Origin of the sequence: Arenimonas metalli CF5-1, assembly GCF_000747155.1 — a bacterium.
Taxonomy (GTDB): Bacteria; Pseudomonadota; Gammaproteobacteria; order Xanthomonadales; family Xanthomonadaceae; genus Arenimonas; species Arenimonas metalli.
Genome location: NZ_AVCK01000017.1, coordinates 42,423 through 65,691 on the forward strand (window position 1 = coordinate 42,423; position 23,269 = coordinate 65,691).

The window sequence follows — 23,269 nt, forward strand, 5'->3', positions numbered from 1 at the left end:
TTCGGGCCTGAAGGCCCTCCTACAAGTCGCGGTGAAGGGTTAAGCTGCGGGCGAACCGGAGATGCCGATGGCCGACGAAGACCTTGCCAGGATTGCCGCGCAGTTGGTCGAGCTCAAGGTCGAGCACCGCGACCTCGACGAGGTGATCGGCCGGCTCGCCGCCAGCATCGAGGCCGACGAACTGGCCATCAAGCGCCTGAAGAAGCGCAAGCTCAAGATCAAGGACATGATCGCCGCGCTCGAGAGCCGGCTGATCCCCGACCTCGACGCCTGAGCCGCGGGCTCAGGCCTCGGTCGAGCCCGTCTTCGCCGGCAGCGCCTTCTGGGTGCCGGTGGCCCGGCTCACCGCCTCGGGCGAGAGCTTGGAGATGGTGTGGCGCAGGTCGCGGCCCAGCACCACCTTGGCGTCTTTTTCCCAGACCATCATCGTCTCGTCGAAGTCGAGCTTGCCGTCCGGGCAGATCCAGACCAGCTTGAGCTCGCGCAGCTTCTGGATGAAGCCGCGGAACAGCGATTTGTCGAAGAACTCCGGCGCCGCCGGCGCGTACAGCAGGCTCAGGCGCTGCGCGGTCAGCTGGCACAGGGTCTCGAGCTCGCCGGCGCTGAGCGTGCGCGGGCCGTTCTTGACCAGCGTGGTGATGGCGATGAAGTAGCGCTCGAAGGCCTGCTGCAGGCTGTGCGAGACCACGCGCAGGCGGAACACTTCGTCGGTCTGTCCCGGGCCGCGCGTGAGGTAGCCGCCCTCGTCCTCGCTGGCGACGCTGAGCAGGCCCTCGGCCACGAACAGGTCCAGCGTGGCGTCCAGACGCGCGGCGAATTCCTCCGGCGTCCACGGCAGGAACAGCTCCTCCTGCACGAACGGATAGATCGTGCGGCCCAGCCGCAGCAGGCCCGAGCGGCTCATGCGGCGGTTGTTCTGGAAGCACAGCGCCACCCAGCTCGCGGCCGCGAACAGGTGCAGCACGTTGTTGCGGAAGTAGCTCTGCAGCACCGCGGTCTCGCCCTCGATGCTGATCACGTCGCCCAGCGGGTGCACGGTGCGGGTCAGCACGCCGATCTTCTCGCCGTAGGCGATCATCTCGGCCGGCTCCATCGCCGTCACCGTGACGCGGTCGGAATACGGCAGCTTCGCCAGCAGCTTCTTCGACAGCGCCAGCTGGGCCAGCAGGTCGGCCTCGGACATCGCGTGCTTGGGCGTGGCCAGCAGGGCCAGGGCCAGCAGGTTCACGGGGTTCACGTCGGCGGCGCGGTTGATGTTGACCTGGATCTGCTGGGCCAGCTCGGCCACGGCCGGGTTGATCCAGGTCGGCTTGTCCTCGGGGTCGGCGCTGCGCTCGCGCCAGTCGGGCGCGTGCCGGGCCAGCACGTCGTCCAGGAAGATCGGCTCGCCGAAGTTCACCGCCACCTTGCCGTAGTGCTGGCGCAGGATGCCGGCGCCGGCCTTGAGCAGGGCCCAGATGGTTTCCTTTTCCTTGGGCTGGCCGGTCAGCTCGTCGAGGTAGCTCTTGCCCTCGATCAGCTTCTCGTAGCCGATGTACACCGGCTGGAACACCACCGGCCGCCGCGGCGCGCGCAGGAAGGCCTTGATGGTCATCACGATCATGCCGCCCTTGGGCTGCAGCAGGCGGCCGGTGCGCGAGCGCCCGCCCTCGATGAAGTACTCGAGCGAGAAGCCTTCGCCGACCAGCTGCGCCACGTATTCGCCCAGCACCGCGGCGTAGAGCGCATTGCCCTTGATCGAGCGGCGGATGAAGAACGCGCCGCCGCGGCGCAGGATCGGCCCGATCACCGGCATGTTGAGGTTGATGCCGGCCACGATGTGCGGCGGCACGATGCCGCGCGTGTACAGCAGGTAGCTCAGCAGCAAGTAGTCCATGTGGCTGCGGTGGCAGGGCACGTAGACCACTTCATGCCCGGGCGCGACCTGCTTGAGCGTGTCGAGGTGGTTGACGTTGACGCCGTCGTAGATGCGGTTCCAGAAGCCGGTGAGCGCGAACGAGGCCGAGCGCACCACCGGGTTGGAGTAGTCGGCGGCGATTTCCCAGGCGAAACGATGCGCCTTCTTCCAGGCCTCGAGGTATTCCGTGCCGTCCTTGCGGGCCTGGTCGGTGATCGACTTGCGAACGGGTTCGGCGTCGAGTACGCGGTCCACCAGCAGGCGGCGGGTGGAGAGGTCGGGCCCGATGACGGCGGTCTTGATGCGGCGGAAGTGCGCGCGCAGCACGCGGCTGACCTTGCGCACCTGGCGCTCGTGCGGCAGCTCCTCGCCCAGGATTTCCCAGACGCGCACGCCGGGCGAGAACTGCACCACGGTGTCGCGGCCGTTGAGCAGGATCGCCAGCAGGCGGCGGAAGCGGCCGACCAGCGCCCAGTTCTCCGAGAACAGCACCGAGAACCAGCCCGACTGCCGCGCCGGCGCGCGGCCGACGAAGATCGAGACCGGCACCAGCTGCACGTCCTGGTCCGGGTACAGCCGGTGCGCCATCAGCAGGCGCGAGAGGGCGTCGGAATGGCTGCGGTTCTTGGGCCGCCCGAACAGGCCGGCGCGGCGGCGCGACAGCGCCACGTAGGCGCGCTTGCGGCCGAGCGGGTCGCCCGGCAGCGCCGCCAGCGGCGAGGGCAGGCCGGCCTCGCGGCAGGCGCGGTCCAGGATCAGGGTGTTCGACAGCCCGTAGGTCTCGATGACGTAGCAGATCGGCCGGTCGAGGTCGAAAGGCGGGGTGGCGGGCTCGCGGTGGATCTCGATCCAGGGCTGCAGCAGCTTTTCCATGAAGCGCGCCCACAGGGGCGGCTTCGCGGTCGGGCGCGGCGGCGGGGCGGCCGGGGAGGGCGTGGCGTCCATGGGCGGTCCGTGGCTTAGCGGGCGGCGCCGTCGCCGTCGGAGGCCGGCGCGGCCAGGTCGGCGATCCCGGCTTCCGCCTCGGCCAGCTCGGCCTCGGCGTCGCGGACGGCATTGGCGCCGTACCAGGCGCCGTCGCGGCGCAGCATCTCCATCTCGAAGGCCACGGTCTTGCCCTGCAGCGGGTAGCTGACCTTCACGGTGGCGGTGTCGCCCTCGGCGGACACCAGCTCGGCATCGACGCCATCCAGCATGGCGTCCAGGTCCAGGCCGTACACGCGCAGCAGCGACTTGGTGCCAGCCAGGGCGATGCCGGCCTTTTCCATGGCCGGGCCGTGGGTGAGCGCGCGGGCCTCGGCGAGGGTGGGCAGCTGCAGCTCACGGGCGGTGTCCACGGCGACGGCGATGGCCTGGCGGCCGCGCTCGCGGTCGGTGAACAGGGCCGGGTCCGCCCAGTCGATCAGCTGGGTGGCGACTTCGGCGCCGTGCGCCTTCTCGTCCTCGCTCAGCTCGGTGTTGGCCTGGATGGCGGCGGTCAGGAAGATGGTGGCGGTGGCCTGCATCAGCGGCCACTGGCCGCCGATCTCCTGTTCGAGCCGGGCCAGCTGCTGGTCCAGGTCGCGGGCCAGGTCTTCCTCGGCGCCGGGGGCGAGCAGGCGGGCCATCAGGCGGTCGTACTTCTCGGCGTCCTCGTCCGAGGCCGGTTCGGCCTCGGCGGCGCGGCGGTCCCAGAGGGCGGCGCTGCGGGCGTGCAGGTCGGGCGGCAGGCTCAGGTGGCCGTAGCGCACCAGGTCGTTCTGGCGCAGCGCGGCGGCCATGGACTCGACCGCCTCGACCGGGTCGCCGGGCGCGCGCGCCTGGTCGGCCGGCGTCTCGCGCTTGCAGGCGACCAGCACCAGGGCGAACAACAGCAGGGCGAGCAGGGCCCGCAGGGGCAGTCTTGGGGTCATGCGGTCAGGCGTCTTGGACGGGTCTGGGGCGCTGAATCTAGCAGATCGGGGCTCCGGGCCCGGGGTCGGGCCGGTTTCCCGGCCAGCCCCGCTTCAGGCCGCGAAGACCCGGGCGATCTGGGCCTGGATGGCCTCGGCGGCGGCCGCGGGGTCGGCGGCCTGGCGGATCGGTCGGCCCACGACGATGTGGTCGGCGCCGGCCGCGAAGGCCTGCGGCACGTCCACGGTGCGCTTCTGGTCGTCCCCGGCCGGGCCGGCCGGGCGGATGCCAGGGCAGACGATCAGGAAGCCCGGCCCGTTGGCCTGGCGCAGGGCGGCGGCTTCCTGGCCCGAGGCGATGACACCGTCGCAGCCGGCGGCCCGGGCCGCGGCGGCGCGCTCCAGCACCACCTCGGATGGCTCACGATCGATGCCCAATTGCCGAAGATCGCTGCGATCCATCGAGGTCAGCACGGTCACCGCCAGGAGCTTGATATCGCCCTTCTCCTGCGAAGCGGCACGCATCATGCCGTCATGTTGGCCGTGGATGGTGCAAAACGAGACCGGGTAGCGGGCCAGGCCCCTGATCGTCGCGCCGACGGTGGCCGGCACGTCGTGGAACTTCAGGTCCACGAACACCTGCTTGCCCCGCCCGGCCAGCTCCTCCAGCACCCGGAAGTAGTCGCCGCTGGTCAGCAGCTCCATGCCGATCTTGTAGAAGGACACGCTGTCGCCCAGCCGGTCGACCCAGGCGCGGGCCTCGGCGGCGGTGGAAACGTCGAGGGCGAAGATCAGGCGATCGCGGACGGCGGGCATGGGCGTCGGCTTACTCGGCGTAGTCCAGCGCGTCGAGCTTCATCTGGCGGCGCTCGGCCTCGGGCAGGGTCCAGGCGTTGTTGAACAGCGCCGGCTCCCAGCTGCCGTAGGTCGGGTTGGGCAGCACGAACCAGCGCTCGCCGATCCAGGCGGCGTAGGGCGCCATGGCCTGCTCGCGGCCGGCCGGGGTGTTGGCCGAGATGGTGACCATGTCGCCGATCTGGTCGCCGAACTGCATCAGCACCCGGTGGCTCTTGGAGACGTGCTTGCGGCGGCAGCCCTTCTCGGAGCCTTCCTGCTCGCAGTCCTCGACGAAGAAGCCCAGGCCCAGGAACTGGGTGCCGGATTCGATCGGGAAGCCGAGCTCGCGCAGGTTCACCAGGGTCGGCTCCTCGAGGTGCGCCGCGCGGTTGCTCAGGTAGAACACGGTGACGCCGCGGGCGGCCGCGGCCTGGGCGAACTCGAGCGCGCCCGGGACCGGCTTGGCCTTCTCTTCGCGCACCCAGGCGTCCCAGGTGACTTCGTCGTAGAAGGCGCCGTCGCGGACCAGGCGGGCCTGGTAGGGCGAGTTGTCCAGCACGGTCTCGTCGATGTCCACGATCACCGCCGGCGGCAGGCCGTCGACCGGCGCCAGGCGCTCGTCCGGGGTCAGCGCGTCCCAGTCCGGCGTCTTCAGCGCGCGGTCGAGCTGGTAGAGCGCGCTGCGGTAGGTCTGGCCGGCCAGCAGGCGGTATTCCAGCGAAGCCTGCACCCAGGCGACGGCGTTGAGGTTGTCGTTGTGGCCGGGGCCGGCGGCGGGCGCCGGCTGGGCGGTCGGCGCCGGGGCGGCCGGTGCGGCGACGGGCGCCTCGCGCACGGGCATCGCCTGGCAGGCGGCCAGCGCGAGGGCGAGGGCGGAGACGGCGAGGGTCTTGGTCAGGGTCATGGTCGGGCGTCCGTTCGTAATGGCGCGGAGTTTACCGGGGTCGGGTGGTGGGGTCATGACAGGGGGCCAGGAGCGAGCCAGAAGAACGGGGTCAGGTCCACTTCCCCGCTGCCCACCACCCGTGCCTGGGAGCCCGATGCCATTCACGGGAATTGAACCTGACCCCGTTCCTTGGACCCCGCTTTTCAGCCGTCGCCGAACAGGGCGGCGATGGCGTCCATGTGGGCGCGGCCGCGCTGCTTCTTCTCCGCGGTCTCGCGCTCCGGGTCGGTGCCGTCGCGGAGCAGGTCGCCCTGCGGCAGTTCATCGAGGAAGCGGCTCGGCAGCAGGTGGTCGACGCTGCCCCAGCGCTTGATCTCGGCGCTGTGCGAAAGGTACAGGCGCTCCTTGGCGCGGGTGATGCCGACGTACATCAGGCGGCGCTCTTCCTCGAGGCGGTTCTCCTCGAGGCTGGCCTCGTGCGGCAGGTTGCCGTCCTCGCAGCCGACCACGAAGACGGCGCGGAACTCCAGGCCCTTCGCCGCATGCAGGCTCATCAGGCGCACGGCGTTGCCGGGCTCGCCGCGGTCGGCGTTCGAGAGCAGGGCCAGCTGCGCGGCCAGCTCGCCCGGGCCGCCGCCGCGGGCGCCTTCGAACCACGAGGCCAGCTCCTCGAGGTTGGCCTTGCGGCGCAGGAAGCTGGCCTCGTCCTTGCACTGGCTGCGCACCATCGCCAGCAGGCCGCTCTGCTCGGCCAGCATGGGCACCAGCTCGGCCGGCGTCACTTTCTCGGCGGCGTCGCGCAGCTTGTCGACGATGCGGCTGAACTCGTCGAGGCCGGCGGCCGCGCGCGGGGTCAGCTGCTTCAGGAAGCCAATCTGCCCGGCCGCCACCGACATCGGCAGGCCGGCCTGCTGCGCCATCGCCGCGAGCTTCTCGAGCGTGGTCGCGCCGACCTCGCGCTTGGGCGAGGCGATCGCGCGCAGGAAGGCCGCGTCGTTGTCGGGGTTGGCCAGCACCTGCAGCCAGCACAGCGCGTCCTTCACCTCGGCGCGGTCGAGGAACTTGGTGCCGCCGGTGAGGTGGTAGGGGATGCGCAGCAGCTGCAGCGCTTTTTCCAGCGGCCGCGACTGGTGGTTGCCTCGGAACAGGATCGCGAACTCGCCCCAGGGGATTTCCTTGGCCTGGTGCAGGTAGTGGATCTCGGCGGCGACGCGCTCGGCCTCGTGTTCGTTGTTGGTGCAGGCCCACACCCGCACCGGCTCGCCGTCGCCGTGCTGGCTCCAGAGCTGCTTGAGGTGGGCGTGCGGGTTCTTGGCGATCAGGGTGTTGGCGCAGCGCAGGATGCGGCTGGTGCAGCGGTAGTTCTGCTCGAGCTTGATGACCTTGAGGTTCGGGTAGTCCTGGCCGAGCAGGTCGAGGTTCTCGGGCTGGGCGCCGCGCCAGGCGTAGATGCTCTGGTCGTCGTCGCCGACGCAGGTGATGTTGCCCTTGGTGCCGGCCAGCTGGCGCAGCAGCCGGTACTGGGCGCCGTTGGTGTCCTGGCACTCGTCCACCAGCAGGTAGCGGATGCGCTCGCGCCAGCCGGCGGCGAGGTCGGGGTCGGCTTCCAGCAGGGTCAGCGGCAGGCGGATCAGGTCGTCGAAATCGACCGCGTTGAAGGCCTGCAGGCGGGCCTGGTAGCGGGCGTAGAGGCCGGCGGCCTCGCGCTCGCGGGCCGAGCGGGCGGCCTCGGCGGCCTGTTCGGGCGAGAGGGCGTTGTTCTTGGCGGCGCTGATCAGGTTCTGGATCGAGTACAGGGCGTCGTTCTTCAGGCCCGGCGTGGCCAGGTCCTTGATGATTGCCATCTGGTCGTCGCCGTCGAAGATCGAGAAGCCGCGGCGCAGCTTCGCGCGCTCATGCTCGATCTGCAGGAAGCGCAGGCCTAGGGAGTGGAAGGTGGTGACCATCAGGCCTTCGGCGGCCTCGCCCTTCACGCGCTTGGCGACGCGCTCGCGCATTTCCCGCGCGGCCTTGTTGGTGAAGGTGATGGCGGCGATGTGCCGCGCCTCGTGCCGCCCGGTGGCGATCAGGTGGGCGATCTTCTCGGTGATCACCCGCGTCTTGCCGCTGCCCGCACCGGCCAGCACGAGCAGGGGGCCGCCGACGTAGGCGACCGCTTCTTTCTGGGGAGGATTAAGGCCATGCATGAGGCCGGGGATTGTAAAGCGGTACCGGGTTCATTTTCTTTCTCCGTGAGACTGGCCCGGTTCCGGGGGCCGGACCAGTCTCACGGAGAAAGAAAATGAACCCGGTACCGCTTTACAATCTGGCGATGCTGCAGGTCTCTCCTACGCTGGCCATTCCCGACGACGAGCTGGTCGAGCGCTTCGTGCGCTCGAGCGGCCCGGGCGGGCAGAACGTGAACAAGGTCGCCACCGCGGTCGAGCTGCGCTTCGACGTGGTGAACTCGCCCTCGCTGCCCGAGCCCGTGCGCGCGCGCCTGCTGGCCCGCCGCGACCGCCGCCTGACCGACGAGGGCGTGCTGGTGCTCAGCGCCCAGCGCTTCCGCACCCAGGACCGCAACCGCGAGGACGCCCGCGAGCGCCTGGCCGCGCTGATCGCCGCCGTGCTGGTGCCGCCGAAGAAGCGCATCGCCACCAAACCCACCAAGGGCTCGAAGGAGCGCCGGCTCGGCGCCAAGCGCGAGCGCTCCACCGTGAAGCAGCAGCGCCGCAGCAGCGGCTGGGACAAGGAATGACCCGCATCCCGGTGATGCCGCCCTCCGCGCCGCGCAACGGCAGCGCCTTCGGCCGCTGGCTGGGCCGCAGCCTGCTGCGCCTGGGCGGCTGGAGCATCGAAGGCGACTGGCCCGACCTGCCCAAGATCGTGGTGATCGTCGCCCCGCACTCTTCGGGTTGGGATGCGGTCTGGGGGCTGGCCGCCAAGCTGGCGATGGGCGTGGACATCACTTTCATCGCCAAGGCCGAGCTGTTCCGCGGCCCGCTGGGCTGGCTGCTGCGCAAGTTCGGCGGCCATCCGGTGGACCGCAGCGCGCCCGGCGGCATCGTCGAACAGACGGCGGCCGAGATCCGCAATGCCGAGCGCATGTGGTTCGTGCTCGCCCCGGAAGGCACCCGCAAGCGCGTCGAGCGCTGGAAGCCTGGCTTCTGGCGGATTGCCCGCCAGGCCGGTGTTCCAGTGTTCTGCGCCGCCTTCCACTATCCGTCGAAGCAGATCCTGCTCGACCAGCTGTTCCACCCGGGCGATGACTACGAGGCCGACATGGCCCGCATCCGCGCCATCTACCGGCCGCACATGGGCAAGAACCGCGACACGCTCTGAGCCCGGGCTTCCTGTAGGAGGGCCTTCAGGCCCGAAGCTGTTCGCCGAAAAGCTTCGGGCCTGAAGGCCCTCCTACAGGAGCGGTCAGCGTTCGGAGTGGCCGGCGTCGAAGTAGTCGCGGCGCTCGAACAGGCCGGGCTTGACCAGGTCGATGAAGGCGCGCGCCTGCGGGCTGAGGTACTTGCCCTTGCGCATCACCACGCCGTAGCTGCGCGGCGGGAAGTAGTCGCCGAGGTTGCGCGCTACCAGCCGCTGCTCGTCGGCCTCGGTGAGGCAGATGCTGGTGACGATCGAGATGCCGAGGCCCATCGCCACGTACTGCTTGATCACCTCCCAGCCGCCGACCTCCAGCGCCACCGTGTAGGGCACGCGCCGCTGCTGGAACACCAGGTCCACCAGCCGGTAGGTGGTCAGGCGCCGCGGCGGCAGGATCAGGCCGTAGGGCGACAGGTCCTCGAGCTTGAGGTCGGGCTTGTCCGCCAGCGGGTGCCCGGGCGGGCAGATCAGCATCGGGTCGAAGGAATAGACCGGCGCGTAGGCCAGGTCGGTCGGCACGTCCAGCATCGAGCCCACGGCCAGGTCGACGCCGTCCGAGCGCAGCAGGCCCAGGCCGTCCTGACCCGTGACGTTGTGCAGCACCAGCTGCACCTCCGGGTGCTGGGCCCGGAAGGCCTGCACCAGCTTGGGCAGCAGGTAGAGGATGGTCGAACTGCCGGCCGCCACGTGCAGCTCGCCGGCCTGCAGGCCCTTGATCTTGCTGCGGAACTCCCCGTCCAGCCCGTCCAGGCCCTCGACCAGCGGCCGGGCGATCTCGTACAGCACCTGGCCTTCCCGGGTCAGGCTGAAGCGCCGGCCGATCCGCTCGAACAGGGCCGTGCCCAGCTCCCGCTCCAGCGCCTGCAGCTGCAGGGTCACCGCCGGCTGGCTGAGGAACAGCGCCTCGGCCGCGCGCGACACCGACCCGAGCCGGGCCACCTGGCAGAAGGCCCGGAGCGGCTTCAGGCGGTCGCCCTTGTAGTAGAAGCGCGGGTTGCCGGTGGCCATAAGCCCTTGTTCCGAAGCAGGTATAAGCAAGGCTAATACTAAGTATCAAAACATATGTTTTGTCAAAGTCCATTCCGACGCCTAGGTTCGGTCCATCGAATCCCTCAGGAGTCATGGCCATGGCCGGAGACGCAGCCCGCACCGTTCCGCCCCTTTCGCTCACCGGCCCGCGCCTGGCCGGCCAGGAAGACCTGCTGACCCCGGCCGCCCAAGCCTTCCTGGTCGACCTGCACCGCGCCTTCGAGCCCACCCGCCAGCAGCGCCTCGCGGCCCGCGCCCAGCGCCAGGCCCGCTTCGACGCCGGCGCGCTGCCCGATTTCCGCGAGGACACCCGCGGGATCCGGGATGGCGACTGGACCGTGGCGCCCCTGCCGGCCGCCCTGCAGGACCGCCGCGTCGAGATCACCGGCCCGGTCGACCCGAAGATGGTCATCAACGCACTGAACTCGGGCGCCAACTGCTACATGGCCGACTTCGAGGACAGCACCTGCCCGACCTGGGAGAACCTGCTGGTCGGCCAGCGCGCGCTGCGCAAGGCCGTGACCGGCCAGCTCGACTGGATGGCGCCGGACGGCAGCAAGCACTACGTGCTCGATGCGACCTCGAAGACCGTGCTGATCGTCCGCCCGCGCGGCTGGCACCTCGACGAGAAGCACGTGCTGGTCGACGGCCAGCGCATGAGCGGCAGCCTGTTCGACCTCGGCCTGTTCGCCTTCCACAACGCCGCCGGCCTGCATGCGAAGGACCGCGGCCCGTACTTCTACCTGCCCAAGCTCGAGAGCATGGAAGAAGCCGCGCTGTGGGACGACGTGCTGGCTTTCACTGAAGTGCGCCTCGGCCTGCCGGTGGGCACGATGAAGGTGACGGTGCTGATCGAAACGCTGCCCGCGGTGTTCGAGATGCACGAGATCCTGCACGCGCTGCGCGGCCGCATCGCCGGCCTGAACTGCGGCCGCTGGGACTACATCTTCAGCTACCTCAAGACCTTCCGCCGCCACCGCGACCGCGTGCTGCCCGAGCGCGGCCAGGTCGGCATGACCCAGCCCTTCCTCAAGGCCTACTCCGAGCTGCTGATCCAGACCTGCCACCGCCGCGGCGCGCATGCGATGGGCGGCATGGCGGCGCAGATCCCGATCGCCGGCGACCCGATCGCCAACGAAGAAGCCCTCGCCCGCGTGCGCGCAGACAAGCTGCGCGAAGCCAATGCCGGCCACGACGGCACCTGGGTCGCGCACCCGGCGCTGATCCCGGTGGCTCGCGAGGTCTTCGACGAAAAGATGCCGACGCCGAACCAGCAGCAGGTGCGCCGCGAGGACGTGGCCGTGACCCGCGACGACCTGATCCGCCCGAGCCTGGGCACGATCACCCGCAAGGGCTTCGACAACAACGTGGAAGTCTGCGTGCGCTATATCGCCGCCTGGCTCGACGGCCAGGGCTGCGTGCCCATCCACTGGCTGATGGAAGACGCCGCCACCGCCGAGATCGGCCGCGCCCAGCTCTGGCAGTGGCTGCACATGGCCGACAACGGCGGCGGCCACCTGCACCTCGACGACGGCACGCCGGTGGACTTCTCGCTGTTCGACCGCGCGCTGATGACCCTGCCCTCGAAGCTGGCCGACCGGATGAAGCTGCCGGGCGGCTCGAAGATCAACGAGGCGATCGCGCTGCTCGATGAGCTGACGCATGCGAACGAGCTGGTGCCGTTCCTGACGCTGCCGGCCTACGAGCGGCTTGGCTAGAGCCGACCCCTCTCCCCGGCCCTCTCCCCAAGGGGAGAGGGAGAAAACGTTTACCTCCCACTTCACTTGAACCAAGGAACGACGACATGACCACGACCCTCCCCACCGCCGAGCAGCTCAAGAAGGAATGGGCCACCGACCCGCGCTGGGCCGGCATCGAGCGCGGCTACACCGCCGAGGAAGTGGTGCGCCTGCGCGGCACCGTCGCCGTCGAGCATTCGCTCGCCCGCCTCGGCGCCAACAAGCTGTGGAAGTACCTGGGCGAAAAGCCCTTCGTGAACGCGCTTGGCGCGCTCACCGGCAACCAGGCGATGCAGCAGGTCAAGGCCGGCCTCAACGCCATCTATCTCTCCGGCTGGCAGGTCGCGGCCGACGCCAATGTCGCCGGCGAGATGTATCCGGACCAGTCGCTGTACCCGGCCAACTCGGTGCCGCTGGTGGTCAAGCGCATCAACAACACCCTGCTGCGCGCCGACCAGCTGCACCATGCCGAAGGCAACGACAGCATCGACTTCCTGCAGCCGATCGTCGCCGACGCCGAGGCCGGCTTCGGCGGCGTGCTCAACGCCTTCGAGCTGATGAAGGCGATGATCGAGGCCGGCGCCGCCGGCGTGCACTTCGAGGACCAGCTGGCCAGCGTCAAGAAGTGCGGCCACATGGGCGGCAAGGTGCTGGTGCCGACCCAGGAGGCGATCCAGAAGCTGATCGCCGCGCGCCTGGCGGCCGACGTGATGAACGTGCCGACCCTGATCGTCGCCCGCACCGACGCCGAGGCGGCCGACCTGCTCACCAGCGACGTCGACCCGAACGACCAGCCGTTCTGCACCGGCGAGCGCACCGTCGAGGGCTTCTACAAGACCCGCCCGGGCGCCGACCAGGCCATCAGCCGCGGCCTGGCCTACGCGCCCTACGCCGACCTGGTGTGGTGCGAGACCGGCAAGCCGGACCTCGCGTTCGCGAAGAAGTTCGCCGACGCCATCCACGCCAAGTACCCGGGCAAGATGCTGGCCTACAACTGCTCGCCGTCCTTCAACTGGAAGAAGAACCTCGACGACGCCACCATCGCCAAGTTCCAGAAGGAGCTGGCGGCCATGGGCTACAAGTTCCAGTTCATCACCCTGGCCGGCTTCCACTCGCTCAACTACTCGATGTTCAACCTGGCGTACGGCTATGCCCGCAACCAGATGAGCGCCTTCGTGGAGCTGCAGGAGGCCGAGTTCGCCGCCGCCGACAAGGGCTTCACGGCCGTGAAGCACCAGCGCGAAGTCGGCACCGGTTACTTCGATTCGGTCACCCAGGCCATCCAGGGCGGCCAGAGCTCGACCACGGCCCTGAAGGGTTCGACCGAGGAAGAGCAGTTCCACGGCGAGGCCAAGGCCGCCGCGGCCTGAGCCACCGGGTAAAACTTTCCCGGCCGTGCCCCGCCGTACGGCCCGGGTGGGGACATGCGACGAAAGTCGCTGTCCCCGACCCCCGGGCTTGGATACACTCGGGCAGTCCCTCCTGCCGAGCCGCCCGTGATCCCCGTAGATCTCCCCGGCAGCCAGGCCCCCGCCGCCGCCTCAGGTGGCGGCGACGCCCGGCTTCCCTCGCAGCTGTCGCCCGAAGAGTTCCGCGTCCTTGCCGGCGCGGGAGTCAGTCGGGCGGTGCTGCCTGGCGAGGAGCTCTTCCGGCGCGGCGAGTCCGCGCAGAGCATGTTCCTTATTGATACCGGCGAAGTGCGGCTCGGCTTCGACGACGGCCTGGCCGACAAGCTGCTCGGCCCCGGCCAGTACTTCGGCGAGCTCGCGGTGTTCATCGGTCGCCACCAGCGCTTTGCACGTGCCGTGGCCGAGACCCCGGGCGTGCTCTACGAAGTCACCCAGCAGGCCTTCCAGACCCTGGTCGAGCGCGAGCCCGCCCATGTCGCCCGCTTCATGCAGCGCAGCTTCGCCTACCTCGTGGCCGGCGAGCACCAGCTGATCCAGCACCTCAAGCGCCGCAACGAAGACCTGATGCAGACGCTGGACACGCTGCGCCAGACCCGCACCGAGCTCACCGTCGCCCAGCAGCTGGTCCGCACCGACGACCTCACCGGCCTGGCCAACCGCCGCGGCCTCTACCGCTACCTGGACGAGCTGGGCCACCAGACCCTGAACGACCTGAAGCTGGCGCTGCTGCTGGTGGACATCGACCACTTCAAGCAGATCAACGACCGCAGCGGCCACCTGGCCGGCGATGCCGCCCTGCGCGCCGTGGCCGAGGAAGTGCGCCGCACGGCGGGCCCGATCGAACTGCCCTGCCGCCTCGGCGGCGATGAGTTCGCGTTGGTGCTGCGGGTCAGCGACGACGGCGAACTGGCCAACCGCGCCCTCGGCCTGATGAGCGCCATCCGCAGCCTGCGCCTGCCCAGCCTGCGCGAGCATCGCCTGTCGGTGAGCATCGGCGGCGCCTTCTGCCAGGACCCGGGCGGCTGGTCCACCTGGTACAGCCAGGCCGACCGCGCCCTCTACGACGCCAAGCGCCAGGGCGTCGACCACTGGCGCCTCGCCCGCTGATCCCACTGGCCGCGCGCGAGCGATCGCTGCGTTAAGCCCAGCAAGAGACCCGGTCCAGAACCCATGAGCGTTCCCCAGACCCACGTGGCCAGCAACGGATATGCGCCTTCGGTGACCCCGATGCTGCGCACCGTCCTGCTGTGCGACATCGTCGACTCCACCGCCCTGATCGAGCGGCTGGGCGACGTGCGCGCCGTGGCCCTGCTGCAGCGCCACGACCAGCTGATGCGCCAGAACCTGGCGCTGTGTCACGGCCAGCTGATCGACAAGGCCGACGGCGTGCTGGCCCTGTTCGAGCGCCCGATCCAGGCGCTGGACTTCGCCCTGCGCTACCAGCGCGGCCTGCGCGAGGTCGGCGCCACCGAGGGCGTGGACCTCAAGGCCCGCATCGGCATCCACGTCGGCGACGTCATGACCTGGGCCAACGAGCCCAAGGACGTCATGGCCGGCGCCAAGGCCATCGAGGTCGAAGGCCTGGCCAAGCCGGTCGCCGCGCGCCTGATGAGCCTGGCCCGCCCGGGCCAGATCCTGATGTCGGGCATGGCCCAGAACCTGTGCCAGCGCGCCGTGGGCGAGCTCGGCGAAGCCGGCGCCAACCTGCGCTGGCTGATGCACGGCCGCTACAGCTTCAAGGGCGTGCCCGCGCCGATGCTGGTGCACGAGGTCGGCGAGCCGGGCCTGTCGCCGCTGCGCGCGCCCGAGTCCGGCGCCAAGGCCTGGCGCGAACTGCCGCTGTGGCGGCGGCCGCCGGTGCTGGCGCTGGAGATCCTGCTGGTGGGCGTGCTGGGCGTCGCCCTGTTCTGGTCCACGGTGCGCAGCCCGCCCGCGATCGCCTTCGCCGAGCGCGACTGGGTGGTGGTGGCCGAGCTCCAGAACCGCACCAGCGAAACCCTGTTCGATGACTCACTGGACTCGGCGCTGCGGGTAGGCCTCGAGCAATCCCGGCACGTCAACCTGATCTCGGAGCTGCAGATCGAGCGTGCGCTCGAACGCATGCAGCGCCAGGGGCAGCCGATCGACCGCCAGCTCGGCGCCGAACTCGCGCTGCGCGAGGGCGCCAAGGCCGTCATCCTGCCGACCGTCGCCGAAGTCGGCGGCGTGGTGCGGGTCAGCCTGGAGCTGATCGACCCCGCGTCCGGCGTCACCGTGCACAGCGAGAACGCCGACAGCCGCGATCTTTCCGGCGTGCTCGATGCCCTGGACCAGGCCATCGCCGGCGTCCGCACCGAGCTGGGCGAGGGCATGAAGGGCATCACCGAAGGCAGCCGTCCGCTGGAGAAGGTCACCACGGGCGACATCGAGGCGCTGCGCGCCTTTTCCATGGGCATGCGCGCGCGTACCCAGGGGCGCAGCGCGGATGCCTTCGCCCTGTTCGAGGAAGCGGTCAGGCGGGACCCGGGCTTCGCGATGGCGTGGCTGCGCATGGCGACCATCCAGCTCGGCAGCGACCTGAACCGGTCGAAGCAATACTTCGACATCGCCGCGTCGCACCGGGACCGGCTGTCCGACCGCGAAGCGCTGCTGATGGACGCCAGCCTCGGCCTGTTCGACCGGCCGGAGCGAATGCTCCAGAAGTGGAAGCTGCTGGCGGCGATGTACCCGGACGAGTACCGCGCCTATTACAACTACAGCTACTTCTCCCACTTCGCGACGCTGCAATACGGTGAGGCGGCCCGGTTCATCGAACCCGCCCTGGTGGCCAACAACCAGTCGCGTGCCGACGCCTACTACCTCAAGGGCGCCAGCCTGCTCGCCGACGATCGCATCGACGAGGCGCTGGTCGCGTTCAAGCGCAGCGAAGCCCTGAACGACGGCGGCTACCGCCGCGACCACGCCCACGCCTACGCGGTGCGCCGCGACTATGCGCAGGCCCAGCGCGTGCTCGCGACCCAGCAGCCGTCCGGCCTGCCGGGTGCGGTGCTGAACGAGCGGCTCGGCGAGGTCAGCCACGCGCTGGACCGCGGCCGCTGGGACGCCGCCGCCGCGACGCTGGAGGCCTTGGACGGGCCGCTGAAGCAGGCCCCCGAATTGGTCCGCCAGTCCCGGCGGCTGATGCAGCTTTCGCTGGCGAGCTACGCCCCGGACGAGGGCCACCCGGCGCAAGTCCGGGCCTTCCTCGACGACCAGTCCCGCCTGTTGGCCGAATCGCATGCGCTCAGCCGTCCGCGCATCGAATTCCAGCTGCTGGCCGGCGGCTGGCTGGCGGCGCATGCCGGTGACCTGGCCTCGGCACGACGCGCCCTGGACCTGGTCGGCGAGTCGGCGGAGGCGGGGGGCTTTCCCTACGTCGCCGACATGGCCCTGCTGGTGCGCGCCGAAATCGACCTGGCCGAGGGGCGTCCTGCACGGGCGGTCGAACAGCTGCTGCCGCGGTCGACGGCGGGCAACGAGCTTTACTTCCTGCACGCCGTGCTGATGCGCGCGCACCAGGCCTCCGGCGACACCGCCGCGGCCCTGGCCCAGGCCAAGTGGCTGGCGAGCCATCGCGGCCGTGCCTTCGCCGAGCCCAACAGCGAGTTCAGCTGGCAGCTGGCCAATGTCGCCGAGAGCAACCTGGCGACGCTGTCGGCTTCGGTCTATGCGGAGGCGCTGGGGCGGAGCGACGAGGCGAAGTCGGAGCGTGCGCGGTTCGACGCGGCGTGGCCGGCCGGCGGGTCCTTGCCCGCCGTCCAGCGTCGCCTCGACTCCCTGGATTAGCGTTCGGGCATATCCAGGTGGATGGGCTGGAACGGGTAGGCGGACGTGACCAGCGCGTCCTTCACCTTGGCGCGCGAGCCCGCCAGCGCCTTCTTGTCGGCCAGCGCGGGCATCGGGGTTTCCGGCAGGCTGTCGACCGCGGGATCCCCGGTCCCCAGCGAGCGCGTGGCTTCGCGCGGGTTCTGCTGGAAACGGGCGCGGAAATCGTCATCGCTCGAGAGCTTGTCGAGAAGGGCGTCGACGGTCTTTTCGGAAAGGTTGTTGGCCACGGAATTCCCCTGTTGTTGGCACCAGGCGGTGCGGCTGGAGTCTAGCGCGGCGCCGCCGTGATCGTCAGTCCTGGCGCGGACTTGAAGGAACCGAGCCGCGCCTGCCAGAGTCGGGGCCTGCCGCCACGAGGGTGTCCCATGCGATTGCATCGTTGCGCCCAGCTGTTCCTGCAGCTGGACCGCGAACCAAGGTTCGACATCAACCGCTTGCTGGCCGGTGGCGATGGCATGGACGCTTCGCCGCGTTGGCTGGCGCATGCGCCGCATCTGCCTGGCCCGGTGCCGGTGTCATTGGCGGCGGCGGCGGTCCTGGCCGAGCTGCCGCTGGCGCCGGGTGAGGATCGCGATGCGATCTCGGCCCGGCACGGCGAAGAAGCCGTCGGCGAGCTGCTGGACGCCGGCCTGTTGCTGGGCGAGCACACGGCGCCAGGCCCGCGCGCCCGCGACGCCGCGGCCGCCGACCTGGCCTGGTGGGCCCCCGCCCTGCTGGCGCAGACCGCCGGGGCCTGGGACGGCGTCGACATCGATGCACACCATGCGGCGGGCGACATGCCCACCAGTGCGCGGCTGGTGGAGGAGCACGGCCCGGCGCCCGCGCACGTGTTCCGGCGTCGCCCGCAGGCGGCGGCCACGCCCCTGTGTCCGCCGCGGCAAACGGCCTTCGATGCGCTGTTGGCCGAGCGACGCACCTGTCGAAACTTCGATCCCGCCGCGACGCTCCCGGCGGCGGCCCTGTCCGCGATGCTGCACCGCGTATGGGGCGCGACCGGGACGCGCGAGCTGGCGCCCGGGGCCGTGGCGCTGCGCAAGAGTTCGCCGGCGGGGGGTGGGCTGCACGTGGTCGAGTGCTACGTGCTGGTGCAGCGAGCCGAAGGGCTGGCGCCCGGGCTTTACCACTACCTGGCGACCGAACACGCGCTCGAGCCGATGACGCGGCTGTCGGCCGCCGCCGCCGCCGCGATGGCCCAGGCCTTCGTCGGTGGCCAGCACTGGTTCCGCGACGCGCCGGTGCTCGCCGTCATGACGGCGCGTTTCGACCGCTTGTTCTGGAAGTACCGCCGCCACGCCAAGGCCTGGCGGGTGGCCCACCTGGACACCGGGCACCTTTCCCAGACCATGTACCTGTCGGCCGCGGACCTGGGCCTCGGGGCATTCGTCACGGCCGCCATCAACGACGCCGACATCGAACGGGCACTTGAGCTTCCGCCCCTTCGCGAGGCGGCGCTGGCGGTGGTGGGGTTCGGCCCCCGGGCGGCGTCGAAGGTCAACGGCGAACTGGATGAGCTCGTGCCGACCGAAGCGGCCCGGCGGGCCGCCGAGGCCAGGGACTAGGCGCCCCGGCGCGTCCTGCGGGCTCCCGCGAGGGGCCGCCGCGGCGCCTTCGTACCTTCGAAAGCCGGGGCCTGCGGCTGGCGATCCAGCAGGCGGTAGCCCAGCGCTTCGGCGAGGTGGGCGTGGCCGATGTCGGGCTGGGCGTCGAGGTCGGCGATGGTGCGGGCCAGGCGCAGGATGCGGTGCATGGCGCGAGCCGAGAGCTGCAGTCGGGCCATGGCGTGCTCGAGCAGCTGCTGTTCGCGCGGCTCGAGCCGACAGTGGATTTCGGTGTCGGCCTGCGACAGCGCGGCGTTGGTGACGCCGCTGCGGCCGAGCTGGATCGCGCGCGCGGCCAGCACGCGTTCGCGCACGACGGCGCTGGATTCGCCGCGCGGGGCGTCGGGGCGCAGCGCTTCGGGTGGCACCCGCGGCACGGCCAGCTGCAGGTCGATGCGGTCGAGCAGCGGGCCGGAGAGCTTGGCGCGATAGCGCTGCACCGCTTCCGCCGCGCAGGTGCAGCGGCCCGAGGGGTCGCCGGCCCAGCCGCAGGGGCAGGGATTCATCGCGGCGACCAGCTGGAAGCGCGCGGGAAAATCGGACTGCCGCGCGGCGCGCGACACCGTGATCACGCCGGATTCGAGCGGCTGGCGCAGCACCTCGAGCGTGTAGCGGCTCCACTCCAATTCATCCAGGAACAGCACGCCGTTATGCGCCAGCGAGATCTCGCCGGGCCGCGGGTTGCCGCCGCCGCCGGCGATGGCTACCGCGCTGGCGAGGTGATGCGGTGCGCGGAAGGGGCGCCGCCGCCAGTGCGCGAGATCCACGCCGCGGCCGCTGACCGAATGCACCGCGGCGGTTTCCAGCGCTTCGGCTTCGCTGGCCTCGGGCAGCAGGCCCGGCAGGCGCGAGGCCAGCAGGGTCTTGCCGCAGCCCGGCGGGCCGACGAGCAGCAGGTGGTGCGCACCGGCCGCAGCAATCTCGAGCGCGCGCCGGCCGCTGGCCTGGCCGCGCACATCGGCAAGGTCGGGATACGCGGGCGCGGCGCCGGCCGGCACGCTGCGCTCGGCATCCGGCAGCGCGCCCTCGCCGCGCAGGAAGGCCAGCGCCTCGAGCAGCGTGCGGGCGGTGCGCGCGCGGCAGCCTGAGGCCAGCGCCGCTTCGGGGCCATTCGCCGCGGGCACGATCAGCGGCCGTCCGAGGGCGCCGGCCGCGAGCGCCGCCGGCAGCACGCCATCCACGGCTTTGAGTTCGCCGGTGAGCGCCAGCTCCCCCAGCAGCTCGCAGTCCGACAGCGCCTGCACCGGCAGCTGCCCGCTGGCCGCGAGGATGGCCAGCGCGATGGCGAGGTCGTAGCGGCCGCCTTCCTTCGGAAGGTCGGCGGGCGCGAGGTTCACGGTGATGCGTCGCTGCGGGAATTCCAGCTGCGAGTTGACGATGGCGGCGCGCACGCGCTCGCGGCTCTCGCGCACCGCCGCCGCCGGCAGGCCCACCAGGCTGAAGTGGGGCAGCCCGCCGCCGAGGTGCACTTCCACCCGAACGGCGGGCGCGTGCACGCCGACCCGGGCGCGGCTGTGCGCCAGCGCCAGGTTCATGGCGAAACGGGTGGGGCGTCAGTTCTTGCTGGCGCCGGGCTCGGCGAGCTTCGCCTCGAGCACCGTGAGCGCGCGCTCCATCGCGTCGAGCTTCTCGCGCGTCCGCAGCAGCACCGCGCGCTGCACCTCGAACTCCTCGCGGGTGACGAGGTCGAGCTTGCCGAGGCCGGCCTGCAGGGTGGACTTGAAGTTCTGCTCGAGGTCGGCGCGCGCGTCCTTCAGGCCGGGCGGCACCAGGTCGCTGAGCTTGCGGGCGAGGTCGTCGAGGTTCTTGAGGTCGATCATGGTCGGGGCTCCGTGGGATGCCTCCACCTTGCGCCACGCGCGGCGCCGGGGGCATCGGGGAAGGGCCGGGGCGGGGGTCAGCCAACGCCGCGCGGCGGGGGCGGCATTTCGCTGCCCGGGGCCGATCACTAGACCACGGGTGGCGGCGAGCAATCAATCCGTGCGGCGCGGGTGATGGTTCAGGCGCTCCCCCCTTTCCCCTTCCCTCAGCGTCCGGAGGCAATCCCGTATGGTTTCCAAGAAGTTCCTGCGCCGGCTGGGCGCATCCATGCTCGTGCTTCCCTTGCCGGCCCTGGCCGCCCCGGCCACGGCCAATCCGGGCGACACCGCCTGGATGATCGTGGCCACTTTGCTGGTCTTGCTGATGACCCTGCCGGGCCTGGCCCTGTTCTACGCCGGCATGGTGCGAGCCAAGAACGTGCTGTCGGTGCTGATGCAGTGCTTCGCGATCACGGCGCTGGTCAGCGTGCTGTGGGTGGCCTACGGCTACAGCCTGGTGTTCGACACCACCGGCATGGAGGCCGGCGTCGTGAACGTCCATTCCTTCGTCGGCGGCTTCGAGCGGGCCTTCCTGGCCGGGCTGGCCGTGGACAGCCTGGTGATGACGGTGCCGGAAAGCGTGTTCATCACCTTCCAGATGACCTTCGCGGTGATCACGCCGGCGCTGATCGTCGGTGCCTTCGCCGAACGCATGCGCTTCGGGCCGATGCTGGTGTTCATGGCGGCCTGGTTCACCCTGGTGTACGCGCCGATCGCGCACATGGTCTGGGGCGGCAACGGCGGCCTGATGTGGGACTGGGGCGTGCTCGACTTCGCCGGCGGCACGGTGGTGCACATCAATGCCGGCATCGCCGGCCTGGTGGCCGCGCTGGTGCTGGGCAAGCGCCGCGGCTACCCGACGGTGCCGATGGCGCCGCACAACCTCGGCTACACCGTGATCGGCGCCAGCCTGCTGTGGGTGGGCTGGTTCGGCTTCAACGCCGGCTCGGCGGTGGCGGCCAACGGCACCGCGGGCATGGCGATGCTGGTGACGCAGGTGGCCACGGCGGCGGCCGCGCTGTCGTGGATGGCGGTGGAATGGCTGGTCCACCGCAAGGCCAGCGTGCTTGGCATCGTCTCGGGCGCGGTCTCGGGCCTGGTGGCGATCACGCCGGCCAGCGGCACGGCGGGCCCGATGGGCGCGCTGGCGATCGGCGCGGCGGCGGGCCTGTGCTGCTTCTTCACCGCCACCAGCCTCAAGCGCTGGCTGGGTTACGACGATTCGCTGGACGTGTTCGGCGTGCACGCGGTCGGCGGCATCGTCGGCGCGCTGCTCACCGGCGTGTTCGCGGCGCCGGCGCTGGGCGGTTTCGGCACGGTCACCGACATCGGCGCCCAGGTCTGGATCCAGGCCAAGGGCGTGGGCTTCACCGTCGTCTACACCGCGGTCGCGACGCTTGTCATACTCAAGGCCATCGACTGGGCCATGGGCCTGCGGGTCGGCGAAGAGGCCGAAGCCGAGGGCCTGGACCTCGCCCTGCACAACGAACGCGGCTACAACCTTTGAGAACCCCGGAGCGCACCGAAATGAAAATGGTCATGGCCATCATCAAGCCCTTCAAGCTCGACGACGTCCGCGAGTCGCTCAGCGAGGTCGGCGTCACCGGCGTCACCGTCACCGAGGTCAAGGGCTTCGGCCGGCAGAAGGGCCACACCGAGCTCTACCGCGGCGCCGAGTACGTGGTCGACTTCCTGCCCAAGATCAAGCTCGAGGTCGCGGTCACCGACGACCAGGTCGAGCGCGTGGTCGAGGCGATCCAGTCGGCGGCCAACACCGGCAAGATCGGCGACGGCAAGATCTTCGTCTACGCCCTCGAGCGCGTCATGCGCATCCGCACCGGCGAACTCGACGGCGACGCGCTTTGATGGGGGTTGGCGTGTCTATCGCGGATCAAAGCGGAAACGGCGGATAAAAGCGAATTATAAAAATAATTGGGCCCGCGAATTCCAGGATTCGCGGGCCCATTTCGTTCAAGCGATCAAGAAAACCGAAAAGAATCCGCTCTTATCCGATCTTTCCGCTTTGATCCGCGTTCGGACACGTACCGTCAGTCCTTCAGCGCGCGGGCGACGAACGGCGGGAGGACCAGGGCGGACTGGTGGATGTCGGCGGTGTAGTACTGGGTGTCGAAGGGCTTCGCCGCCGCGTCGGCCTTGCGGAACTGGGTGAGGTCGCGCTTTTCCTTCGAGGCGATGGTGCAGCTCCAGTAGCCCGTGGGGTAGCAGGGCTGCGGGAAGGGCAGGGTGCGGAAATCGACGAAGCCGGCGTCGGTCATCGCGCCGCGCATGTCCAGGATCAGCTGCATCAGCGCCAGCGGCGATTCGCTCTGCTGCACCAGCAGGCCGCCCGGGCGCAGGGCGCGCAGGCAGGTTTCGTAGAAGGCCTGGTTGAACAGGCCCTCGGCCGGGCCGACCGGGTCGGTCGAATCCACGATGATCACGTCGATCGATTCCGGCGCGGCGTTCTTCATGTAGGCGATGCCGTCGTCGAACATCACCGTGGCGCGCGGGTCGTTGTTGGACTCGCAAAGCTCCGGGAAGTACTTCTCGGCCATGCGCGTCACCTGCTCGTCGATGTCGCACTGCACCGCGGTGCGCACGCCCGGGTGCTTGAGCACCTCGCGCAGGGTGCCGCAGTCGCCGCCGCCGATGATCACCACGTCCTTCGGATCGGCATGGGTGTACAGCGGCGCGTGCGCCATCATCTCGTGGTAGAAGAAATTGTCGCGCGTGGTCACCATCATGGCGCCGTCGATGAGCATGACGTTGCCCCAGTCGGTGCTCTCGTACATCTCGATCTTCTGGAACGGCGACTGCACCTCGTCGAGCTTGCGCACCATGCGGAGGCCAAACGCCGAGCCGGTGTGGTCGAAGTTCTCGTGCAGCCAGGTCGGGGAGGAGGAAGCCATCGTTTTTCCAGTAGGTTCGTAGACGAGGCGGC

The 23,269-nt window shown here is 70.3% G+C and carries 20 protein-coding genes; 10 read left to right on the forward strand and 10 right to left on the reverse strand.

The features are described 5' to 3' along the window. Positions 1–67: 67 nt before the first annotated feature. A complete protein-coding gene (locus tag N787_RS07215) occupies positions 68–274 on the forward strand; it encodes a YdcH family protein (protein ID WP_034212208.1) in 207 nt (68 codons plus the stop codon). A 9-nt stretch (positions 275–283) separates the two neighbouring features. On the opposite strand, the gene plsB is transcribed toward N787_RS07215, so the two are convergent. From plsB to N787_RS07240, 5 genes are all read right to left on the reverse strand, one after another. Further along, complete coding sequence (plsB, locus tag N787_RS07220) at positions 284–2,842, reverse strand: glycerol-3-phosphate 1-O-acyltransferase PlsB (protein WP_052575246.1); 2,559 nt, start codon at positions 2,840–2,842, stop codon at positions 284–286. A 14-nt stretch (positions 2,843–2,856) separates the two neighbouring features. Further along, positions 2,857–3,789 carry a hypothetical protein gene (locus N787_RS07225; protein WP_034212144.1) on the reverse strand — a complete coding sequence of 311 codons (933 nt, stop codon included), beginning with the start codon at positions 3,787–3,789 and terminating at the stop codon, positions 2,857–2,859. Positions 3,790–3,882: 93 nt separating this feature from the next. Next, a complete protein-coding gene (gene pyrF / locus N787_RS07230; protein ID WP_034212146.1) occupies positions 3,883–4,584 on the reverse strand; it encodes an orotidine-5'-phosphate decarboxylase in 702 nt (233 codons plus the stop codon). 10 nt (positions 4,585–4,594) lie between these two features. Next, on the reverse strand, positions 4,595–5,509 hold the full coding sequence (locus N787_RS07235; protein WP_034212148.1) for a 5'-nucleotidase, lipoprotein e(P4) family: 915 nt from the start codon (positions 5,507–5,509) through the stop codon (positions 4,595–4,597). 185 nt (positions 5,510–5,694) lie between these two features. Beyond that, a complete protein-coding gene (locus tag N787_RS07240; RefSeq protein ID WP_034212150.1) occupies positions 5,695–7,677 on the reverse strand; it encodes a UvrD-helicase domain-containing protein in 1,983 nt (660 codons plus the stop codon). A gap of 125 nt (positions 7,678–7,802) precedes the next feature. On the opposite strand from N787_RS07240, the gene arfB reads away from it, so the two are divergent. Then, positions 7,803–8,228, forward strand: coding sequence for an alternative ribosome rescue aminoacyl-tRNA hydrolase ArfB (gene arfB / locus N787_RS07245; RefSeq protein ID WP_034212152.1), 426 nt, complete (start codon positions 7,803–7,805; stop codon positions 8,226–8,228). After that, positions 8,225–8,812 (forward strand): lysophospholipid acyltransferase family protein, encoded by a 588-nt coding sequence (locus tag N787_RS07250; protein WP_084590690.1) that lies wholly within the window; start codon positions 8,225–8,227, stop codon positions 8,810–8,812. Before arfB ends, N787_RS07250 begins: the two co-directional genes overlap by 4 nt. An 84-nt stretch (positions 8,813–8,896) precedes the next feature. Here the strand turns inward: N787_RS07250 and N787_RS07255 are convergent, their stop codons facing one another. Further along, positions 8,897–9,856 carry a LysR family transcriptional regulator gene (locus N787_RS07255; RefSeq protein ID WP_034212154.1) on the reverse strand — a complete coding sequence of 320 codons (960 nt, stop codon included), beginning with the start codon at positions 9,854–9,856 and terminating at the stop codon, positions 8,897–8,899. A gap of 113 nt (positions 9,857–9,969) precedes the next feature. Here N787_RS07255 and aceB point away from each other — a divergent pair, with 113 nt between their 5' ends. The 4 genes from aceB to N787_RS07275 all read left to right on the forward strand — a co-directional run bounded on the left by aceB (position 9,970) and on the right by N787_RS07275 (position 16,829). After that, entirely contained in the window at positions 9,970–11,595 is a 1,626-nt protein-coding gene (gene aceB, locus N787_RS07260) for a malate synthase A (RefSeq protein ID WP_034212155.1), read from the forward strand. An 86-nt stretch (positions 11,596–11,681) separates the two neighbouring features. Further along, positions 11,682–12,986: an isocitrate lyase gene (gene aceA / locus N787_RS07265; RefSeq protein ID WP_034212158.1), complete on the forward strand. Its 1,305-nt coding sequence runs from the start codon at positions 11,682–11,684 to the stop codon at positions 12,984–12,986. Between the two features lie 126 nt (positions 12,987–13,112). Continuing rightward, the gene (locus N787_RS07270; protein WP_169742294.1) at positions 13,113–14,132 is read left to right on the forward strand and encodes a GGDEF domain-containing protein; all 1,020 of its coding nucleotides are present in this window, start codon (positions 13,113–13,115) and stop codon (positions 14,130–14,132) included. Between the two features lie 63 nt (positions 14,133–14,195). Next, the gene (locus N787_RS07275) at positions 14,196–16,829 is read left to right on the forward strand and encodes a putative peptide modification system cyclase (protein ID WP_034212160.1); all 2,634 of its coding nucleotides are present in this window, start codon (positions 14,196–14,198) and stop codon (positions 16,827–16,829) included. Here the strand turns inward: N787_RS07275 and N787_RS15135 are convergent. Beyond that, positions 16,826–17,098, reverse strand: a complete 273-nt coding sequence (locus N787_RS15135; protein WP_034212162.1) for an NHLP-related RiPP peptide — start codon at positions 17,096–17,098, stop codon at positions 16,826–16,828. The two genes, N787_RS07275 and N787_RS15135, sit on opposite strands and share 4 nt — an antisense overlap. 138 nt (positions 17,099–17,236) lie before the next feature. On the opposite strand from N787_RS15135, the gene N787_RS07285 reads away from it, so the two are divergent. Continuing rightward, on the forward strand, positions 17,237–18,430 hold the full coding sequence (locus N787_RS07285) for a putative peptide maturation dehydrogenase (protein ID WP_034212164.1): 1,194 nt from the start codon (positions 17,237–17,239) through the stop codon (positions 18,428–18,430). Here the strand turns inward: N787_RS07285 and N787_RS07290 are convergent. Both N787_RS07290 and ubiK read right to left on the reverse strand, forming a co-directional pair. After that, on the reverse strand, positions 18,427–20,004 hold the full coding sequence (locus N787_RS07290) for a YifB family Mg chelatase-like AAA ATPase (RefSeq protein WP_084590692.1): 1,578 nt from the start codon (positions 20,002–20,004) through the stop codon (positions 18,427–18,429). The genes N787_RS07285 and N787_RS07290 overlap by 4 nt on opposite strands. 18 nt (positions 20,005–20,022) lie before the next feature. Continuing rightward, positions 20,023–20,289 carry a ubiquinone biosynthesis accessory factor UbiK gene (gene ubiK / locus N787_RS07295; RefSeq protein WP_034212166.1) on the reverse strand — a complete coding sequence of 89 codons (267 nt, stop codon included), beginning with the start codon at positions 20,287–20,289 and terminating at the stop codon, positions 20,023–20,025. Between the two features lie 229 nt (positions 20,290–20,518). Here ubiK and N787_RS07300 point away from each other — a divergent pair, with 229 nt between their 5' ends. Both N787_RS07300 and N787_RS07305 read left to right on the forward strand, forming a co-directional pair. After that, positions 20,519–21,835 carry an ammonium transporter gene (locus N787_RS07300; protein WP_034212167.1) on the forward strand — a complete coding sequence of 439 codons (1,317 nt, stop codon included), beginning with the start codon at positions 20,519–20,521 and terminating at the stop codon, positions 21,833–21,835. A 20-nt stretch (positions 21,836–21,855) separates the two neighbouring features. Next, positions 21,856–22,194, forward strand: coding sequence for a P-II family nitrogen regulator (locus tag N787_RS07305; RefSeq protein WP_034212168.1), 339 nt, complete (start codon positions 21,856–21,858; stop codon positions 22,192–22,194). A 182-nt stretch (positions 22,195–22,376) separates the two neighbouring features. On the opposite strand, the gene speE is transcribed toward N787_RS07305, so the two are convergent. Then, complete coding sequence (speE, locus tag N787_RS07310) at positions 22,377–23,237, reverse strand: polyamine aminopropyltransferase (RefSeq protein WP_034212169.1); 861 nt, start codon at positions 23,235–23,237, stop codon at positions 22,377–22,379. Between the last annotated feature and the right edge of the window lie 32 nt (positions 23,238–23,269).

Excerpts from the sequence above, each read along its gene's own strand:
- N787_RS07235 (WP_034212148.1), bottom strand. The coding sequence starts at position 5,509 with ATGACCCTGACCAAGACCCTCGCCGTCTCCGCCCTCGCCCTCGCGCTG.
- plsB (WP_052575246.1), bottom strand. The coding sequence starts at position 2,842 with ATGGACGCCACGCCCTCCCCGGCCGCCCCGCCGCCGCGCCCGACCGCG.
- N787_RS07255 (WP_034212154.1), bottom strand. The coding sequence starts at position 9,856 with ATGGCCACCGGCAACCCGCGCTTCTACTACAAGGGCGACCGCCTGAAG.
- N787_RS07275 (WP_034212160.1), top strand. The coding sequence starts at position 14,196 with ATGAGCGTTCCCCAGACCCACGTGGCCAGCAACGGATATGCGCCTTCG.
- N787_RS07305 (WP_034212168.1), top strand. The coding sequence starts at position 21,856 with ATGAAAATGGTCATGGCCATCATCAAGCCCTTCAAGCTCGACGACGTC.
- aceA (WP_034212158.1), top strand. The coding sequence starts at position 11,682 with ATGACCACGACCCTCCCCACCGCCGAGCAGCTCAAGAAGGAATGGGCC.
- N787_RS07240 (WP_034212150.1), bottom strand. The coding sequence starts at position 7,677 with ATGCATGGCCTTAATCCTCCCCAGAAAGAAGCGGTCGCCTACGTCGGC.
- ubiK (WP_034212166.1), bottom strand. The coding sequence starts at position 20,289 with ATGATCGACCTCAAGAACCTCGACGACCTCGCCCGCAAGCTCAGCGAC.
- N787_RS07285 (WP_034212164.1), top strand. The coding sequence starts at position 17,237 with ATGCGATTGCATCGTTGCGCCCAGCTGTTCCTGCAGCTGGACCGCGAA.
- aceB (WP_034212155.1), top strand. The coding sequence starts at position 9,970 with ATGGCCATGGCCGGAGACGCAGCCCGCACCGTTCCGCCCCTTTCGCTC.
- arfB (WP_034212152.1), top strand. The coding sequence starts at position 7,803 with ATGCTGCAGGTCTCTCCTACGCTGGCCATTCCCGACGACGAGCTGGTC.
- N787_RS07290 (WP_084590692.1), bottom strand. The coding sequence starts at position 20,004 with ATGAACCTGGCGCTGGCGCACAGCCGCGCCCGGGTCGGCGTGCACGCG.
- pyrF (WP_034212146.1), bottom strand. The coding sequence starts at position 4,584 with ATGCCCGCCGTCCGCGATCGCCTGATCTTCGCCCTCGACGTTTCCACC.
- N787_RS07300 (WP_034212167.1), top strand. The coding sequence starts at position 20,519 with ATGGTTTCCAAGAAGTTCCTGCGCCGGCTGGGCGCATCCATGCTCGTG.
- N787_RS07250 (WP_084590690.1), top strand. The coding sequence starts at position 8,225 with ATGACCCGCATCCCGGTGATGCCGCCCTCCGCGCCGCGCAACGGCAGC.
- speE (WP_034212169.1), bottom strand. The coding sequence starts at position 23,237 with ATGGCTTCCTCCTCCCCGACCTGGCTGCACGAGAACTTCGACCACACC.
- N787_RS07225 (WP_034212144.1), bottom strand. The coding sequence starts at position 3,789 with ATGACCCCAAGACTGCCCCTGCGGGCCCTGCTCGCCCTGCTGTTGTTC.
- N787_RS07215 (WP_034212208.1), top strand. The coding sequence starts at position 68 with ATGGCCGACGAAGACCTTGCCAGGATTGCCGCGCAGTTGGTCGAGCTC.